A 16,552-nucleotide genomic window follows, 5' to 3' on the forward strand; every position below is an offset into this window, starting at 1 on the left:
TCGCATTTTGCTCTTCGAACCGATCCTTTTACAGACCAGCACAACACATCTTACAGAGTAGCGCTGCACTTGATGACGCCCGTCAAATATGAGGACGGACGGACAGGCGACACTAGCCAAGCGTTATAGGTGAGGACGTGTGAGGGGGATGAGAGAAAAGTGGGTCGACCGGGACAGCAATGACAGTACGAGGAACCATTCAAAGCATCACCGGTCGACCAACCCCAAGACCCAGGAATGCGGCGGACCTGAGCACCATGGGGTAACTGAAGCATATAAGCTTTCCCTGAAGAAAAGCAGATGTCCAAATTACCGATCTATCGTCATGATTGCAGCGGGATAAGTTGGCTGCAAGTGAAGATAGTTGTTTTATGAGTGGACTATCGCGTAACACTCGAACTAAATCAACAAATTATTAATCAAATCGCCGTGTTGTCTCTGGATATGGTTAAATATCCCAGGATGATACGGAATTTCTACCGAATTTTAGCATTACAACGCACAGTAAGTATTATTAATAGTTAAATCAAACAGCCTCCTCTTAAACAGAGAGATTTAATTATACTGTCGACAACCAAAAATTGCCCCCTCACCGGTTGTAACCCGATGGAAACCGCGCTTCGGCTTGTGTGAGAGGTAGAACGCCAATCAAGCGGCAGAAGCGACGACCCGGTTGCGCCCGGCAGTCTTTGCCTCATAGAGAGCCATATCCGCCTGCCGCATGAGCGCCTCCGGCGTTTCCACCGATAGCGCGTTGGTTGCGATGCCCAGCGATGCCGTAATGTGCAGCTCGCGGCCTGAACGCAGCGTAAACGGCGCGCCTTCGATGATGGAGCGCAGTCGCTCAGCCACGGCAGCGGCCATATCAACAGGCGTATCCGGCATAACCACCACGAATTCTTCGCCGCCGTAACGGCAGGCCAGATCCGCGCCACGAACGGTCGAGCGCAGTCTTGAAGCAAATTCCCGCAGCACCTCGTCACCCGCATCATGGCCGTAGGTGTCGTTCACGTCCTTGAAGCGGTCTATATCCGTGATGCAGACTGACAGAGGGCGCTGGCGTGCAGCGGCGCGGGTGAACAGCACCTTGAGGTGGTTATCGAGGTAACGGCGATTGTTGAGCCCCGTGAGGGCGTCAATGACGGCCATTTCGATTGTCTGGTCCAGATTTTCCCGCAGCTTGGTGTTGAAGCGCTTTCGCTTGATCTGCGTCAGCGTGCGCGCCACAAGCTCATTGGGGTCAATGGGGCGAACGATATAGTCGTTGATCCCCAGTTCCAGGCCACGAACGATCATCGCCTCATCGCCCTGCTCCGTGACCAGAAGCAACGGAAGGAACCGTGTTCGCTCCAAAGAGCGCAGCTGCGAGCAAAGGCGCAACGGATCGAAATTCTCGAAGTTTGAATTGACGATGACCATTTCATAGTCATTTTCGGCCGCTTCAAACAGAGCCGCAGCCGGTTCGCTGATAGCGAAAACCTCGGCAACGGGCTTGAGAGCCTTGATGATGCGTTCCTGAGAGCTTGGCCGCTCGTCAATCAGCAGGACGCGGCCTGGCTTTTCGATCTGCGCGCTTTCGGAAATAGGATCACCCGCATTGATGTTTTGGGCGGTCTTCACGCGCGCGCGCAACTCATCACTCATCGTCTTCAGGCGCACAAGGCTCTTGACGCGGGATATCAATTGCAGATCGTTGACGGGCTTTGTCAAAAAGTCATCGGCACCGGCTTTCAGACCGCGCACGCGATCTGCGGGCTGGTCGAGGGCGGTGACCATGACCACGGGAATATGCGCCGTAACAGGGTTTGCCTTAAGCCGCTCGCAGACTTCAAAGCCGTCCATATCCGGCATCATGATGTCCAGAAGGACAATATCGACCTGCTCTGTCTGGCAGATGGCCAAAGCCCGCGCGCCATTATCTGCACACAGGACGTCAAAATATTCCGCTGAAAGCCTCGCTTCAAGAAGCTTTACGTTTGTTGGAATGTCATCGACGACCAGAATTCTCGCAGTCATTTGCCTAGCCCCGACTTAAACGTCGCCCAGATATGTTTTGATGGTCTCAATAAATTTTGGCACGGAAATGGGTTTTGAAACATAGGCTTCGCATCCACCCTGGCGAATGCGTTCCTCATCACCCTTCATGGCGAAGGCCGTGACGGCGATGACGGGAATGACGTGCAATTCGTCGTCTTCCTTCAGCCATTTGGTCACTTCCAGCCCGGATACTTCCGGCAACTGAATGTCCATGAGAATGAGGTCAGGCCGGTGCTTGCGTGCCAGCTCAAGTGCTTCCATGCCATTGCGGGTCTGGATGGTTGTATAACCAGACGCCTCGATCAGGTCGCGAAAGAGCTTCATATTCAGCTCATTGTCTTCAACTATCATGACCTGTTTGGGCATGCGATCAGTCCTTGTTTCACTTTGAAACCAGTTCGTAGACATATAGTGTGCCTGAGAAGCGATTCCATTGTCCCCGAAGCATGCACGCTATGGGGATTTGGTTGAGAAATAGGTAACTTCAGTAAACAAATGTTGCACGAAACAAAAAACAGCGGACGCGCGCCCAAAGACAGTCATGAAACGGCGGTTGCCATACTTGGCTGGCTTGCCAGCGAACCGGATATGCTTGCACGATTTCTGGCTCTCACCGGCTTGCAGCCCAACATGCTGCGACAGGCCGTCAACGATCCCGGTTTTCTGGCGGGCCTCGTAGACTTTCTGATGAGCCACGAACCTGACCTCATGGCGTTTTGCGAAGCGACCGGCACGAAGCCCGAAGATGTGGAGGCGGCGTGGCATAAGTTCTCCGGACCGGGGCTGGGATCAGGCGAGTTTTGAGCCAACGGCGTCTCTCCATCTCTTGAGACTATACCCATAACATACTATGGTGCGAAACGTTCACTCTTTGTTTCGAGCCATGGCCGCTTTGTCGACGCACTACGATCCCGGTTTCTGCCGTGACTGTCTGGCTGGCCAGCCGGTGGGTAAACGGCGTTGCCTGCGATGCGGCAGCCCTCGCCTCGTCTATCACGCCGAACTCTACGACCTCTCCATCGCCCACATCGATTGCGATGCGTTTTACGCCTCCGTGGAAAAGCGTGACAACCCCGAACTCGCAGACAAGCCGGTGATTATAGGCGGCGGCAAGCGCGGCGTCGTCTCCACGGCCTGCTATATTGCCCGCATCCACGGTGTGCGCTCTGCCATGCCCATGTTCAAGGCGCTGGAGTCCTGCCCGCAGGCCGTGGTCGTTCGGCCTGACATGGAGAAGTACAGCCGGGTCGGAAAACAGATCCGAAGCATGATGGAGGATCTGACGCCGCTGGTGCAGCCTGTTTCCATCGATGAAGCGTTCCTCGATCTTTCCGGTACCGAGCGCTTGCACCACGACCCGCCTGCCCGGGTGCTGGCCGGTTTTGCGCGCCGGGTGGAGAAGGAGATCGGCATTTCCGTCTCCGTCGGCATTTCCTATTGCAAGTTTCTGGCAAAGGTAGCGTCCGACCTGCAAAAGCCGCGGGGCTTTTCAATAATAGGGGAAAAAGAGGCGATGGAGTTTCTTGGTCCCCGCCCGGTGACGACGATATGGGGTGTGGGCAAGGCCTTCGCCGCGACGCTGGAGGCGGATGGCATCCGCACAATCTCGCAACTGCAGCAGATGGACGAAGGCGGCCTGATGCGCCGCTACGGCACCATGGGACAGCGCCTGTATCGCCTTTCACGGGGCATCGATGACCGCGATGTGCACATCAATGATCCTGCCAAGAGTGTCTCTGCCGAGACGACGTTTTTCAACGACATATCCCGCCATGACGAGCTGGTTTCCATTTTGAGGTCGCTCTCGGAAAAAGTGGCGTGGCGATTGAAGAAGAACGAGGTGGCGGGCCATACCGTCGTCTTGAAAATGAAAACGTCCGACTTCAAATCCCGCACCCGCAACAAGCGGCTGGAAGACCCGACGCAACTGGCCGACAGAATATTTCGCACCGGCATTTCGCTGCTGGAAAAGGAAACTGACGGGACCAAGTTCCGCCTGATCGGCATTGGCGTAACCGACCTCTGCAAGGCGGAGCTTGCCGATCCGCCAGACCTCGTGGATATCAATGCCGGACGCAGGGCCGCGGCTGAAGCTGCGATGGACAAGCTGCGCGACAAGTTCGGCAAGGGTGCTGTTGAAACAGGTTATACATTCGGCACCAAAAAATAGTCGCCCGACACGCAGGCGTGATGACTATTTAAAAGTTTCCTTAAATTCCGACCGTTATGGTTGCGCATCAAGACGCCGCGCATGGTTTGGCCGGTTGTCAGGCTCCCCCATGTCTTTTCCGAAAAGCCATGATTTGTAATGCGTTGGAGTGACACATGATGTTGCGTGCCTTTGTCGGAGCATGTCTCCTTTCCACCTCCCTTCTGGTGCAGACGGCCTTGGCGGGTGATACGCGCAGCTTGCAGGTCATTATTTCCAAGAGCGAGCAAACGCTGTCTCTCTATGATGGCGGGGCGTTGATTGCGACATCGAAGGTCTCTTCCGGCAAGACCGGTCATGAGACGCCGAGCGGCATCTTCTCGATCCTCGACAAACGGAAATATCACGAATCAAACATCTACTCGGCCGCGCCCATGCCGTTCATGCAGCGGCTGACATGGTCCGGCATTGCGCTGCATGAGGGGCATGTACCTGACTATCCCGCCTCTCACGGCTGCGTTCGCCTGCCAGCGAAATTCGCGAAGAACCTATTCGGCATGACGGGGCGCGGTGTGCATGTCATCATATCGGATGCCGATGTCGTGCCACGCGCCATAGAGCACCCTGCCCTTCCCCAGCCGCACAGCACGCAGGACAAAGGTCTGATGTTGTCCGATGTGGAGCTGCGCCCTTCAAACTTCGATGCGTCACTGAAGCTGGTTGAGGTGGCTGTCTACGAGACAACAAGCTCGGTGAAACCCAAAGCATCGAGGCCGACCAACCTTTCGCCGCTTCGCGTTCTCATCACCCGCCGTGGCGAGCGTGAGAAAATCATCGACGTACAACGTCTTCTAACCGCTATCGGCTTCGATGCGGGCGTAGCAGATGGCTATTCGGGTCAGATGACGATTAGCGCTGTGAATGGCTTCAAACGCTGGAAGAACATCAAGACGACAGGCCCGCTTTTGAGCGACGAATTCATCGATGCGCTTTATGAGTCTGCGGGTGCGGAGGCCGCGCCCAATGGGCAGATCATGGTGCGCAGGGATTTTCAGCCGTTGTTTGAGGCACCCATTCACATCAAGGACCCGCATGTCGCGCTGGGGACCCACTTCTTCGAAGTGATCGATATGGATGGCGACAAGGCGCAGTGGAACGGGCTAACGCTAGAAAACCATCTTCCTGCGGCTGCACGCAGGCGCCTCGGCATAGATGTGGCGGATGCGCCCGGGCTGCCGAACCCGCTTAAGGCGGTGCTGGATCGTCTCGAAATTCCCGATACCATTCGTTCAGAGCTTGAGGCAAACCTGACGACCGGCAGTTCCATCACCATTGCGGATCTGAGCCACGGGCTGGAGACTGGCAAGGGCACTGATTTTATTACCCTGACCCGCGACGGGCCGATCTGACACCCAACACGCGGAACGAAGTGCAGCGGCAGGCGTTGCAATGGCTCGACATGACAACGTGGAGAGCCAGCAGATGAATTTCAAATATATCGCCGCAGCCCTTCTTGGCCTCGCCTGCGTATCGGCGGCGGAAGCGCAGCAAAACTACAGGATCTATGCGGGCCCTGACGTGACAAGCGATCCGATCATATTGGACATTTTTGACCGCGCCGTGATGAAATGCACAGCGGAAGCCAGCACCCCGCCACGCGGGACGGCATACACCACATCGACCTATCACACTGTCGCGGTTAGAGCATGCCTTTCGCGCCAGGGCTTCGTCGACCGGGGAGGCTATGCCTACCCGTATACGCGCCTGTTCTAAGCGTCAGATCAGTTCAACATCCACGACGCCAGGTGCGGAGCGGAACGCAGCGCCAATCTCAGGCGAAATACGGTACTTTCCGGGCAGTTCGAGTTCAATCTCGCGCTGCCCGTCGTCTTTGATCAACACGAAATACACCGCACCATCGCCCCGGTTAAGGTGATGCGCCAGAGTCTTCATAGGGCCTGAATCGCGCAGATAAACCCGCAGTGCTTTCTGCATCTGCACCGAGCGTTCTTCCAGCGATTGCGCCGTCTGAATGCGCAAGCCGATGCCCTCAGGGCGCTCTTCAGCCTGAACGGTGATGACAAGCGACTTTCCGACCTCCAGCAGATCGCGGTACTGGGCCAGACCTTCGGAAAACAGCACGGCCTCATACTGGCCGGACGCATCCGAGAAGGTGATGATGCCCATCTTGTTGCCGGTTCTGGTTTTGCGCTCCTGCTTGCCGGTCACGGTGCCAGCCAAGCGCCCCGCAGTCGCGCCCTGCTTCACCGATGCAGTAAAATCGGCGATGTTTTGCACGCGCAGCTTATCGAGAATGGCGCGGTATGTATCCAGTGGGTGCGCGGTGAGATAAAAGCCGAGAACCTGATATTCGCGCAGCAGCTTTTCCGAGGCAAGCCATGGCTGGAACGCTGGCAGCACCAGTTTTTCCGGTCCACTCGCCCCGCCTGAGCCAAACATATCGTGCTGGCCGCTGACCCGCCTGCTTTGCGCCAGTTGGGCGTAACCGATGATACGGTCCAGCCCGCCGATCAGTTCGGCACGATCCTTGCCGAAGCAATCGAAAGCGCCTGCATTGATGAGGCTTTCCAGAACGCGGCGGTTGACCTGCTTGGGATCAATGCGCAGACAGAAATCTTCAAGGCTTGCAAATGGCGTTTCGCCGCGCACCTCGACGATGTGATCGACCGCGCCTTCGCCCACGCCTTTCAGCGCAGCCAGCGAATAATAGATGCGGTTTTCGCCCGGCTCGAAACGGCGATGAGACGTCTGCACCGAGGGAGCGACGATTTCGATGCCCATGCGGCCCGCATCCTGCCGGAAGTCATTGACCTTTTCCGTATTGGCCATATCCAACGTCATGGATGCCGCCAGAAACTCGACCGGATAATGCGCCTTCATATAGGCCGTCTGGTAGGAGACGATGGCATAGGCTGCGGCGTGGGATTTGTTGAAGCCGTAATTGGCGAACTTCGCCAGAAGATCGAAAATCGTGTTGGACTGCGCCTTGGAGACATCGTTGCGCATCGCGCCCTCAACGAAACGCTCGCGCTGCTGGTCCATTTCCTCCTTGATCTTCTTACCCATGGCGCGGCGCAGAAGGTCGGCTTCGCCAAGAGAATAGCCCGAGAGAACCTGGGCGATCTGCATCACCTGTTCCTGATAGACGATAACGCCCTGTGTTTCCTTCAGCAGGTAATCGATGGTCGGGTGGATCGACTCGATCTCTTCCTCGCCATGCTTACGGGCGTTATAAACCGGGATATTCTCCATCGGACCCGGGCGATACAGCGCCACCAGCGCGATAATATCCTCGATGCAGTCAGGCCGCATGCCGATCAGCGCCTTGCGCATACCCGCACTTTCCACCTGGAACACGCCAATGGTTTCACCGCGCGACAGCATCTCGTAGGTCTTCACGTCTTCAAGCGGGATCGCAGCCAGATCAACCTTGATGCCCTTGCGCGCGACGAAATCTACCGCGACCTTCAAAACGGTGAGCGTCTTCAGACCCAAGAAGTCGAACTTAACGAGACCGGCGCTTTCAACCCATTTCATGTTGAACTGGGTGACCGGCATGTCTGAGCGCGGATCGCGGTACATTGGCACCAACTTGGAAAGCGGGCGGTCTCCAATCACGATACCGGCGGCGTGGGTGGAGGCGTGGCGGTACAGCCCCTCGATCTTCTGGGCAATATCCAGAAGGCGGGCGACGACGGGCTCCTTGTCCGCCTCTTCCTGAAAACGTGGCTCTTCCTCGATGGCCTTGGACAGAGGCGTGGGGTTGGCCGGGTTGTTGGGTACCAACTTGCAAATGCGGTCCACCTGCCCATAGGGCATTTCCAGCACGCGACCGACATCGCGCAGCGCCGCACGGGCCTGCAACGAACCGAAGGTGATGATCTGCGCAACCTGTTCGCGGCCATATTTCTTCTGAACGTAACGAATGACTTCTTCGCGGCGATCCTGACAGAAGTCGATATCGAAGTCGGGCATGGATACGCGTTCAGGGTTCAAGAAGCGTTCGAACAGAAGCGAGAAACGAAGCGGATCGACGTCGGTAATGGTCAGCGCATAGGCAACCAGCGAGCCCGCACCCGAACCACGGCCGGGGCCGACGGGGATATCCTGAAGCTTGGCCCATTTGATAAAATCGGCAACGATGAGGAAGTAGCCCGGAAACTTCATGCGCTCGATAACGCCGAGTTCGAAATCCAGCCGGTCGCGATATTCCTGTTCGGTGTAGCCCGGCGCCATGCCGAGCGCCGAAAGCCTATGCTCCAGACCCTCGACAGCCTGACGGCGCAGTTCAGCACCCTCGGCACGGTCAGCCTCGTCAGGATCATCACTTGCGCCGGTAAAGCGCGGCAGGATCGGCCCGCGCTTTTTCAGCACATAGGAGCAGCGCCGCGCGATCTCGATGGTGTTCTCAAGCGCCTCGGGAAGATCGGCAAACAGCGCCATCATCTCTTCACGGCTTTTGAGATAATGATCGGGCGTCAGGCGAAAGCGGGTGTCATCGGATACGATGGCATTGTGGGCAACCGCCATCAGCGCATCATGGGCGTCATAATCGGCACGCGATGGAAAGAACGCCTCGTTGGTAGCAACCAAAGGCAGGTCATGCTCATAGGCCAGCGCGACCATGCGCCGTTCGTGGGCGCGGTCAAAATTACCCTGTCGCTGCAGTTCGATGTAGAAGCGATCACCGAAAAGCTCTTTCAAGGTCAACAGGCGTTTTGTGGCCTGGCTCAAATGGCCCTCTCTCAGCGCCATATCGATAGGGCCGCCGGATGCGCCGCTGAGCACGATCAGGCCAGAATTATCCCCCTGATCCAACCATTCTTTCGTAATGCAGACAGAAGGACCGGTGTCTTCTCCATCGAGATAGGCACGGCTGATGAGGTCCACCAGACGCTCATAACCTTTGGCATCCGCCGCCAGAACGACGATGGCTGGCAATTTTGCAAGGCTGTTATTGCCGCGCTTGTCATCGCCAGCGTCCTGCAGGTCGATAGACATCTGGCAACCAATGATCGGCTGCAGACCCTCGTCACGAGCCTTTTCAGAGAACTCGAGAGCGACGAAGAGATTGTTGGTATCGGTAATGGCAATGGCAGGCTGACCATCGCCCACAGCCTTGGACATGATCTTTTTCACGGGCAAGGCGCCCTCGAGCAGGGAGTAAGCGGAGTGAACCCGCAAGTGCACGAAGCCGGGCGTCTGCATGTCTTTTCCAGCGTCTGCGCCGGTGACTGTAATATCGCCCATCTCGTAAAATCCCGTCATTCAGAGTCACGGGATTTTCGGCTTTTCCTCGACCAGAGTCTACAGGCACGGACAAGGTTTACACGTCATTTCTAACGGAAACGACAGTCACACTTCACATGGAAGTGAGGATGACACCGAAGCTGGCAACGAAGACGGCGATGGAAGCGAATGCAGCAATGTCACGGATGATGTCAGTCATTTGTCTCTCCATACTCTCTATGTTCTAACTTTGTTCCCATTTAGTTCTGATGTCAACGTCTTTTTCGACTCTTGTAATATCAACGCATCGCGAGTCGCGCGGGTTCCCCCTTCGAGAGCCCGCACGCCGTTGGTGAATTTGGGATAGAGCGCAGCCTACGTCCCCCGCGCACGCAGGCGCAGCCGAAGCGATCAGATGCCGCAGTCCGGGAAATTTAACGCCGCAAACGCCAACAGGCACATCCGGTTTCTGCGGATATGCCTGTCGTGGTGTTGATGGATTATGGGAGTAAACGGGACGCGTCAGAACTCGACGATCTTGCCTTCGCTCAATGTGACGCGGCGGTCCATGCGGCCAGCAAGCTCGTGGTTATGTGTGGCGATGAGGGCTGCAAGACCTGACTGGCGCACCAGCGCCTCCAGTGCGCCAAACACATAGGATGCTGTTTCCGGGTCAAGGTTGCCGGTCGGCTCATCCGCCAGAAGGAGAAGCGGAGCGTTGGCAACCGCACGGGCAATCGCTACGCGCTGTTGCTCGCCACCCGACAGTTCCGATGGACGGTGATCGCCGCGATGGCCGATGCGCATATAATCCAGAAGCGCGCTGGCGCGCTCCTTGGCTTCAGCATGCGGTAGCCCGGAGATAAGCTGCGGCATCATGATGTTCTCAAGCGCGGTGAATTCCGGCAGGAGATGGTGGAACTGGTAGACGAAGCCAATATCGCTGCGGCGGATGGATGTGCGCTCTTCGTCTGAAAGATTATCGCAAAGCCTGCCATTGATGGAAACCTCGCCAGCATCCGGGTGCTCCAGAAGGCCAGCCAGATGCAGCAAGGTGGATTTGCCCGTGCCCGATGGTGCGACGAGCGCGACGATCTCGCCGCTTTTCAGCTCAAGATCAGCATTCTTCAAAATGGAAAGGCTGTGTTCGCCCTGCCCGTAAGTCCGTTCCACGCCCTTGAGCCGCAACGCTGTTTTCTGTGCCATTGTATGATGCGGTCCTTATTCGTAACGCAGGGCCTGAACCGGGTCGAGCTTGGAGGCCCGCCAGGCCGGAAAGATCGTTGCCAGAAATGACAGTGTCAGCGCCATGATGACCACGGTCATCGTCTCGCTGAATTCCATTTCTGCCGGAAGCTGGCTGAGGAAATAAAGCTGCGGGTCAAACAGAACCGTGCCCGAAATCCAAGAGAAGAACTGCCGGATCGATTCCACGTTTAGACAGACGAGGACGCCAAGGCCGACGCCCGCGAATGTGCCAACAATACCGATTGCCGCACCCGTCATGAAGAAAATCCGCATGATGGAGCCTGCGCTGGCACCCATGGTGCGCAGGATAGCGATGTCGCTGCCCTTATCCTTCACCAGCATGATGAGGCCGGAAATGATGTTAAGCGCCGCCACTAGCACGATGAGTGTCAGGATCATGAACATGACATTCCGCTCTACCTGAAGGGCGGAGAAGAACGTCTGGTTTCGCTGTCTCCAGTCGGTGATATAGACCTGCCGTCCAGCCGCCGTTTCCACCAACGGCCTGATTCCATCCACATTATCCGGGTGGGTGATGAAGAGTTCGATGGACTGGACGATGCCTTCAGCGTTGAAATAGAGCTGCGCTTCAGACAGCGGCATGTAGATCATCGAGGCATCATATTCGGACATGCCGATTTCGAAGACGCCAGCGATCGTATAGGATTTGACGCGCGGATTAACACCCATCGGCGTCACGTCACCCTCTGGTGATATCAGCGTAATCTGGTCGCCAGCGGTAACGCCGAGCGATGATGCCAGGCGGGAACCGACGAGGACGCCCTGCCCTGACATGAAGCCGACGAGATCTCCGACCTTGATGTTGCCGGAGACTTCCTTGATCTTTTCGATGTCTTCGACGCGCACACCGCGCACCAGCGCACCGCTGCCAGCACCGCCGCGACCGGATGCGAGCGTCTGGCCTTCCACCAATGGCAGCGCCATGGTGACGCCAGGAACAGCGGCGAATTTCTTCGTCAGCTCGTCATAGTCCTTCAACGGTGCATCGATCGGCTGCACGATCATATGGCCGTTGATGCCGAGAATACGTGAAATCAGCTCGGTGCGGAAACCATTCATGACCGCCATGACGATGATCAGCGTCGCAACGCCAAGCATGATGCCGACGAAGGAAAACCCTGCGATGACAGATATAAAAGCTTCCTTGCGGCGCGAGCGCAGGTAGCGCCAAGCCACCATGCGCTCGAAGGCCGAAAATGGCCGGGCGCCTTGGTCCTTTGCGGATGGGCCTGCACCGGTATCAGCCTCGGCTTTTGCCATGTCTTCTCCTTGTTGGCTTCTCAGCCAAGTACCCTGTTCATTGCCGCTTCAACGGTCACGGTTTCGCGTGCGCCGGTCCTGCGGGTCTTAACTTCAACTTCGCCAGCCGCGACGCTGCGTGGACCGACGATGATCTGCATCGGCACGCCGATGAGGTCAGCCGTCGCAAACTTCTGGCCAGCGCGATCATCCGTGTCGTCGTAGAGAACATCCTTGCCGGCGTTGCTCAGCGAATAATACAGCTTCTCACAGGCTGCATCACAGGCGGCATCCCCAGCCTTCATGTTGATAATGACGACATCGAACGGAGCAACCGATTCTGGCCAGATGATTCCGTTCTCATCATGCGATGCTTCAATGATGGCGGGAACAAGGCGTGTAGGGCCAATGCCATAGGAACCCATGTGGACAAGGTGCTCCTTGCCATCTGGCCCCTGCACTTTCGCACCCATTGGCTCGGAATATTTCGTGCCGAAATAGAAGATGTGACCGACTTCGATACCGCGCGCCGAAAGACGCTCGCCTTCGGGAATGGCGTTGAATGCGGCTTCATCATGCATTTCAGATGTCGCGGCGTAGTCAGTCGTCCACTCATTGAAGACGCCCTGCAAGCCATCAACATCGTCAAAATTCGTATCATCAGACGGAATGCCGCGGTCCAGAAAGCTCTTGTGGCAGAATACCTCGGACTCGCCCGTATCGGCCAGAATGATGAATTCATGGCTGTGATTGCCGCCTATGGGGCCGGTATCAGCCCGCATAGGAATGGCGCGTAGGCCGAGACGAGAGAAGGTACGCAGGTAAGCCGTGAACATTTTGTTATAAGAATGGATCGCGTCTTCCTTGGTCAGATCGAAGGAATAGGCATCCTTCATCAGGAATTCGCGCGAGCGCATCGTGCCAAAACGCGGACGCACCTCGTCACGGAACTTGAGCTGAATGTGATAGAGGTTCAGCGGCAGGGTCTTGTAAGACTTTACATAGGACCGGAAGATATCAGTGATCATCTCTTCATTGGTCGGGCCGTAAAGCATCTGCCGATCCTGACGGTCCTTGATGCGCAGCATTTCCTTGCCGTAATCATCATATCGACCGCTCTCCTGCCACAGCTCTGCCGTCTGAAGCGTCGGCATCAGAAGCTCGATGGCGCCGGAGCGATCCTGCTCTTCCCGCACGATCTTGTTGACCTTATCCAAAACGCGCTTACCCAGCGGCAGCCAGGAGTAGATGCCCTGGCTCTGCTGGCGGACCATGCCCGCACGCAACATAAGGCGGTGCGAGACAATCTCGGCTTCCTTGGGGTTTTCCTTGAGGATGGGCAAAAAATAACGGCTGAGACGCATGGTGGATTCCATTTTGTGACGAAGCCTCGCATTTACGCGGGAATCGCCGGAATAACGGGATATTTGCGCCGTACATAGCGGTTTCCGAACCAGAAGGGAACCCGCACACCAAGGTCTTGACGCCACCAAACTCCGAGTTCTGCCAGCGTTTTCAAGAGATCGTGCACACATGTTGAAAAAACGGAATTTCAGCCTTGCAAAAGCCCCTGACAAACCCAATTCGTGTCAGTTTTACGACAGCTTTTAGACAGATTTCGCCCCTGATCGGCCACAGGAGGAATAATTTTGCCCCGTACATGCGACATATCGCGCCAGGAGAATTTTTTTGCCGACTGTAACAAATTTACAAAAAACTGGGTGACAAGGTTTAATGTTTGGGCTAGTTTCAGCTCACAAAAGAGGCAGGGAGTTTAAATTCTTGTCTATTTCGCGGTCAGTCTTGGGAGGATGAGATCTTAGGCGCGTTCATTCGCTGCCCCGGTAACGGTTACAGATCACGCGAAACTGAAAAACAAGGCTGAAAAGCCTTGTTTTTTTTTGCTTTTTTGCCGACGCAGCAAATCGACTCAACCAATCAAGGCAAATCTGTGATTGTCAATTTGTAGTTTATCAGTCTGAGGCTGTATGCCTTCTCTACATGACAGCGGGATGACAGAAATCAGTCATAAACCGGGATAATGCGCGGCAGGTCATCCATGGTGAAGCCGACATACCAAGTGACTGCATACCAGACTGCACAGACTGCAAGAGAAATCAGCGTTGTCAGCAGCACGATCTTCCCGCCCCGGAAGCGGGCCGGTGCACTGGCAACGGTGCCGAGCGCAACATTGCCATCGTCAGACTGTGTGCGCAGTCCAATTGGCAGGACCACGAACAGGATGGTCCACCAGACGATGAAAAAGACGGCAAAGGCCGAAATCCACTGCATGCACTCATCCTCCTACGTCGTTTGACGCCTTTTCGCGATGCAGATCAAACCCGCTTCGGGTTTCAGATCTGTTCAAGCTCTATCAATGTACCGAAAAAATCCTTCGGGTGAAGAAAAAGCACCGGCTTTCCATGGGCGCCGAGCTTCGGCTCTCCATCCCCTAACACACGCGCACCCTCTGCCTTGAGGTGATCGCGCGCGGCGATGATATCTTCCACTTCATAGCAGATATGGTGCATTCCGCCCGATGGGTTCTTTTCGAGAAACGCCGCAATGGGCGATTTTTCACCCAACGGTTCCAGCAATTCCACCTTGGTATTGGGAAGCTCTACGAACACGACCGTCACGCCATGTTCCGGCAAAGGCTGGGGCTGCGAAACCGCAGCTCCCAGCGTGTCACGATAGGTGGCAACTGCCGCAGCCAGATCCGGCACGGCAATTGCGATGTGGTTGATACGACCAAGCATGCTTACCCTTCCAAATAGCTGCGACCGATCTTAAACCTTGGTGACGAACACCGTGACGATCGGCTTCTTGCCCCAGACCTGATTGGCGGCGGCGCGAACGGCACGACGCACCGATTCCTGCACCATATTCAAATCCTTGCGGCGAGCACGCGGAATGCTTTCGACCGCACCCAGCACGGCATCATAGAGCGTGTCTTCCATGGCTTCGCCTTCATCATCGAATTCCGGCAGGCCGAATGGAATGACATCGGGATCGCCCAAGAAATCATAGCTGCTGTCCAGCAGGACATTGATGGAGACGTGACCGGCGAAGGAGAGCTTCCGACGATCGCCAATGCCCATTTCTTCGAAATCGCCCAGCAGACGGCCATCCTTGAAGATACGGCCATGCGGCGCATCGTCGATCACCTCGGCTGGACCGGGCGCCAGGCGCAGGATATTGCCGTTGCGGACCTTCGGAACCTGCCCGATGCCAGCCTGCTCGGCCAGTTCTTTCTGCCCTACCAGGTGCGCAGCCTCACCATGAACCGGAACCAGAATTTGCGGCTTGACCCACTCATACATCTGCAAGAGTTCGCTACGACGCGGGTGGCCGGACACGTGAACTAGCGCTTCATTATCAGTGATGATGTGAACGCCCTGCTCTATCAGGCCATTCTTGATGTCCTGAATGCCCTTTTCATTGCCCGGAATGGCGCGGGAGGAAAACACCACCGTATCGCCAGCAGCCAAGGCAACATTACGCATCTCATCGCGAGAAAGCTTTGCCAGCGCCGCACGCGCTTCGCCCTGAGAGCCAGTCAGGATAATGACAACCTTGTTGCGCGGAATATAACCAAATTCATCTTCGGCGAGGAACGGCTTAATGCCTTCCATGATGCCGAGATCCTGCGAGACATTGACGACCCGCTTCAGCGAACTACCGAGCAGCAACACCTCACGGCCCGCACGTTCTGCCGCCTGGGCAATCGAGCGAATGCGCCCGACATTGGACGAGAAGGTGGTGACCGCGACGCGGCCCTCGGCATTTTCAATGATCTGCCGCAGACCTTCAGAGACCTGCTCTTCGGAAGGAGAGACACCATCGCGCAGCGCATTCGTGCTATCGCACATCATGGCCAGAACGCCTTCTTCACCGATGGCACGGAAGCGTGCTTCATCGGTAAACGGTCCAAGCGAGGGCGCGTGATCGATCTTCCAGTCGCCGGTATGCACGGCATTGCCGAGCGGCGTGCGGATGACAAGCGACATAGGCTCAGGAATAGAGTGATTGACGCCGACAGCTTCGATCTCGAATGGACCGACATTGATACGATCACCCGCCTTGAACGGCGTGATGGGAATTTCTGCGCGAGTTCCCTCGTAATTGCGCTTGGCTTCCAGCATGCCCGCGGTGAAGCCGGACGCGTAAACCGGAACCTTGAGGCTCGGCCAGAGGTCGTTCAGCGCACCATAGTGGTCTTCATGCGCGTGGGTGATGATGATGGCCTTGAGATTTGCGAGCTGCGCTTCGATGAAGCTGATATCCGGCAATACGAGATCGATGCCTGGCAGATCAAGCCCTGCGAATGTTACGCCGCAATCCACCATGATCCATTGACGCTTGGACGCCGGGCCGTAGCCATAGAGCGCCAGGTTCATGCCAATTTCGCCGACGCCGCCCAGCGGCAAGAATACGAATTCGTCTTTTGTCGTCATTAGTGTGTTCGTCCAATCATGCCTGGCACCGCCACGTACAAGGACGTGCGAGAGCGAGGCGATAAGCATCGGTTTTCATCAATCACACCGAGATGGCCGATGCGTGGCCACGCGTGCGCCCTGCATTTACCGAGCAGCAGGAATGCTCCAG

13 protein-coding genes are annotated in these 16,552 nt (G+C 56.2%); 4 read left to right on the plus strand and 9 right to left on the minus strand.

From position 1 onward, the window contains the following. Positions 1 to 648: 648 nt before the first annotated feature. On the minus strand, positions 649 to 2,016 hold the full coding sequence (locus tag RQI55_RS06015) for a PleD family two-component system response regulator (RefSeq protein ID WP_243256167.1): 1,368 nt from the start codon (positions 2,014 to 2,016) through the stop codon (positions 649 to 651). Positions 2,017 to 2,031: 15 nt separating this feature from the next. Further along, positions 2,032 to 2,403: a response regulator gene (locus RQI55_RS06020; protein WP_042619642.1), complete on the minus strand. Its 372-nt coding sequence runs from the start codon at positions 2,401 to 2,403 to the stop codon at positions 2,032 to 2,034. Between the two features lie 129 nt (positions 2,404 to 2,532). On the opposite strand from RQI55_RS06020, the gene RQI55_RS06025 reads away from it, so the two are divergent. The 4 genes from RQI55_RS06025 to RQI55_RS06040 all read left to right on the plus strand — a co-directional run bounded on the left by RQI55_RS06025 (position 2,533) and on the right by RQI55_RS06040 (position 5,959). Further along, positions 2,533 to 2,841 (plus strand): DUF3572 domain-containing protein, encoded by a 309-nt coding sequence (locus RQI55_RS06025; RefSeq protein WP_192066537.1) that lies wholly within the window; start codon positions 2,533 to 2,535, stop codon positions 2,839 to 2,841. 79 nt (positions 2,842 to 2,920) lie between these two features. Next, positions 2,921 to 4,207, plus strand: a complete 1,287-nt coding sequence (locus RQI55_RS06030; protein WP_243256168.1) for a DNA polymerase IV — start codon at positions 2,921 to 2,923, stop codon at positions 4,205 to 4,207. A gap of 155 nt (positions 4,208 to 4,362) precedes the next feature. Then, a complete protein-coding gene (locus RQI55_RS06035) occupies positions 4,363 to 5,595 on the plus strand; it encodes a L,D-transpeptidase family protein (RefSeq protein ID WP_243256169.1) in 1,233 nt (410 codons plus the stop codon). A gap of 40 nt (positions 5,596 to 5,635) precedes the next feature. Then, positions 5,636 to 5,959, plus strand: a complete 324-nt coding sequence (locus RQI55_RS06040) for a hypothetical protein (protein ID WP_243256170.1) — start codon at positions 5,636 to 5,638, stop codon at positions 5,957 to 5,959. Between the two features lie 3 nt (positions 5,960 to 5,962). Here the strand turns inward: RQI55_RS06040 and dnaE are convergent, their stop codons facing one another. The 7 genes from dnaE to RQI55_RS06075 form a co-directional block, all read right to left on the minus strand. Further along, on the minus strand, positions 5,963 to 9,475 hold the full coding sequence (dnaE, locus tag RQI55_RS06045; protein WP_409233691.1) for a DNA polymerase III subunit alpha: 3,513 nt from the start codon (positions 9,473 to 9,475) through the stop codon (positions 5,963 to 5,965). 483 nt (positions 9,476 to 9,958) lie between these two features. Then, on the minus strand, positions 9,959 to 10,642 hold the full coding sequence (locus RQI55_RS06050) for an ABC transporter ATP-binding protein (RefSeq protein ID WP_042619647.1): 684 nt from the start codon (positions 10,640 to 10,642) through the stop codon (positions 9,959 to 9,961). A 15-nt stretch (positions 10,643 to 10,657) separates the two neighbouring features. Further along, complete coding sequence (locus RQI55_RS06055) at positions 10,658 to 11,965, minus strand: lipoprotein-releasing ABC transporter permease subunit (RefSeq protein ID WP_311272066.1); 1,308 nt, start codon at positions 11,963 to 11,965, stop codon at positions 10,658 to 10,660. Between the two features lie 20 nt (positions 11,966 to 11,985). Further along, the gene (gene proS, locus RQI55_RS06060; RefSeq protein WP_243256172.1) at positions 11,986 to 13,308 is read right to left on the minus strand and encodes a proline--tRNA ligase; all 1,323 of its coding nucleotides are present in this window, start codon (positions 13,306 to 13,308) and stop codon (positions 11,986 to 11,988) included. A gap of 658 nt (positions 13,309 to 13,966) precedes the next feature. Then, positions 13,967 to 14,236, minus strand: coding sequence for a DUF1467 family protein (locus RQI55_RS06065; RefSeq protein ID WP_243256173.1), 270 nt, complete (start codon positions 14,234 to 14,236; stop codon positions 13,967 to 13,969). A 62-nt stretch (positions 14,237 to 14,298) separates the two neighbouring features. Further along, entirely contained in the window at positions 14,299 to 14,703 is a 405-nt protein-coding gene (mce, locus tag RQI55_RS06070; RefSeq protein ID WP_243256174.1) for a methylmalonyl-CoA epimerase, read from the minus strand. Between the two features lie 30 nt (positions 14,704 to 14,733). After that, complete coding sequence (locus tag RQI55_RS06075; protein ID WP_311272065.1) at positions 14,734 to 16,401, minus strand: ribonuclease J; 1,668 nt, start codon at positions 16,399 to 16,401, stop codon at positions 14,734 to 14,736. Positions 16,402 to 16,552 lie beyond the last annotated feature (151 nt).

It is taken from the genome of Rhizobium sp. WCS2018Hpa-16 (assembly GCF_031843705.1).
In the GTDB taxonomy this organism is placed as follows: Bacteria; Pseudomonadota; Alphaproteobacteria; order Rhizobiales; family Rhizobiaceae; genus Agrobacterium; species Agrobacterium tumefaciens_C.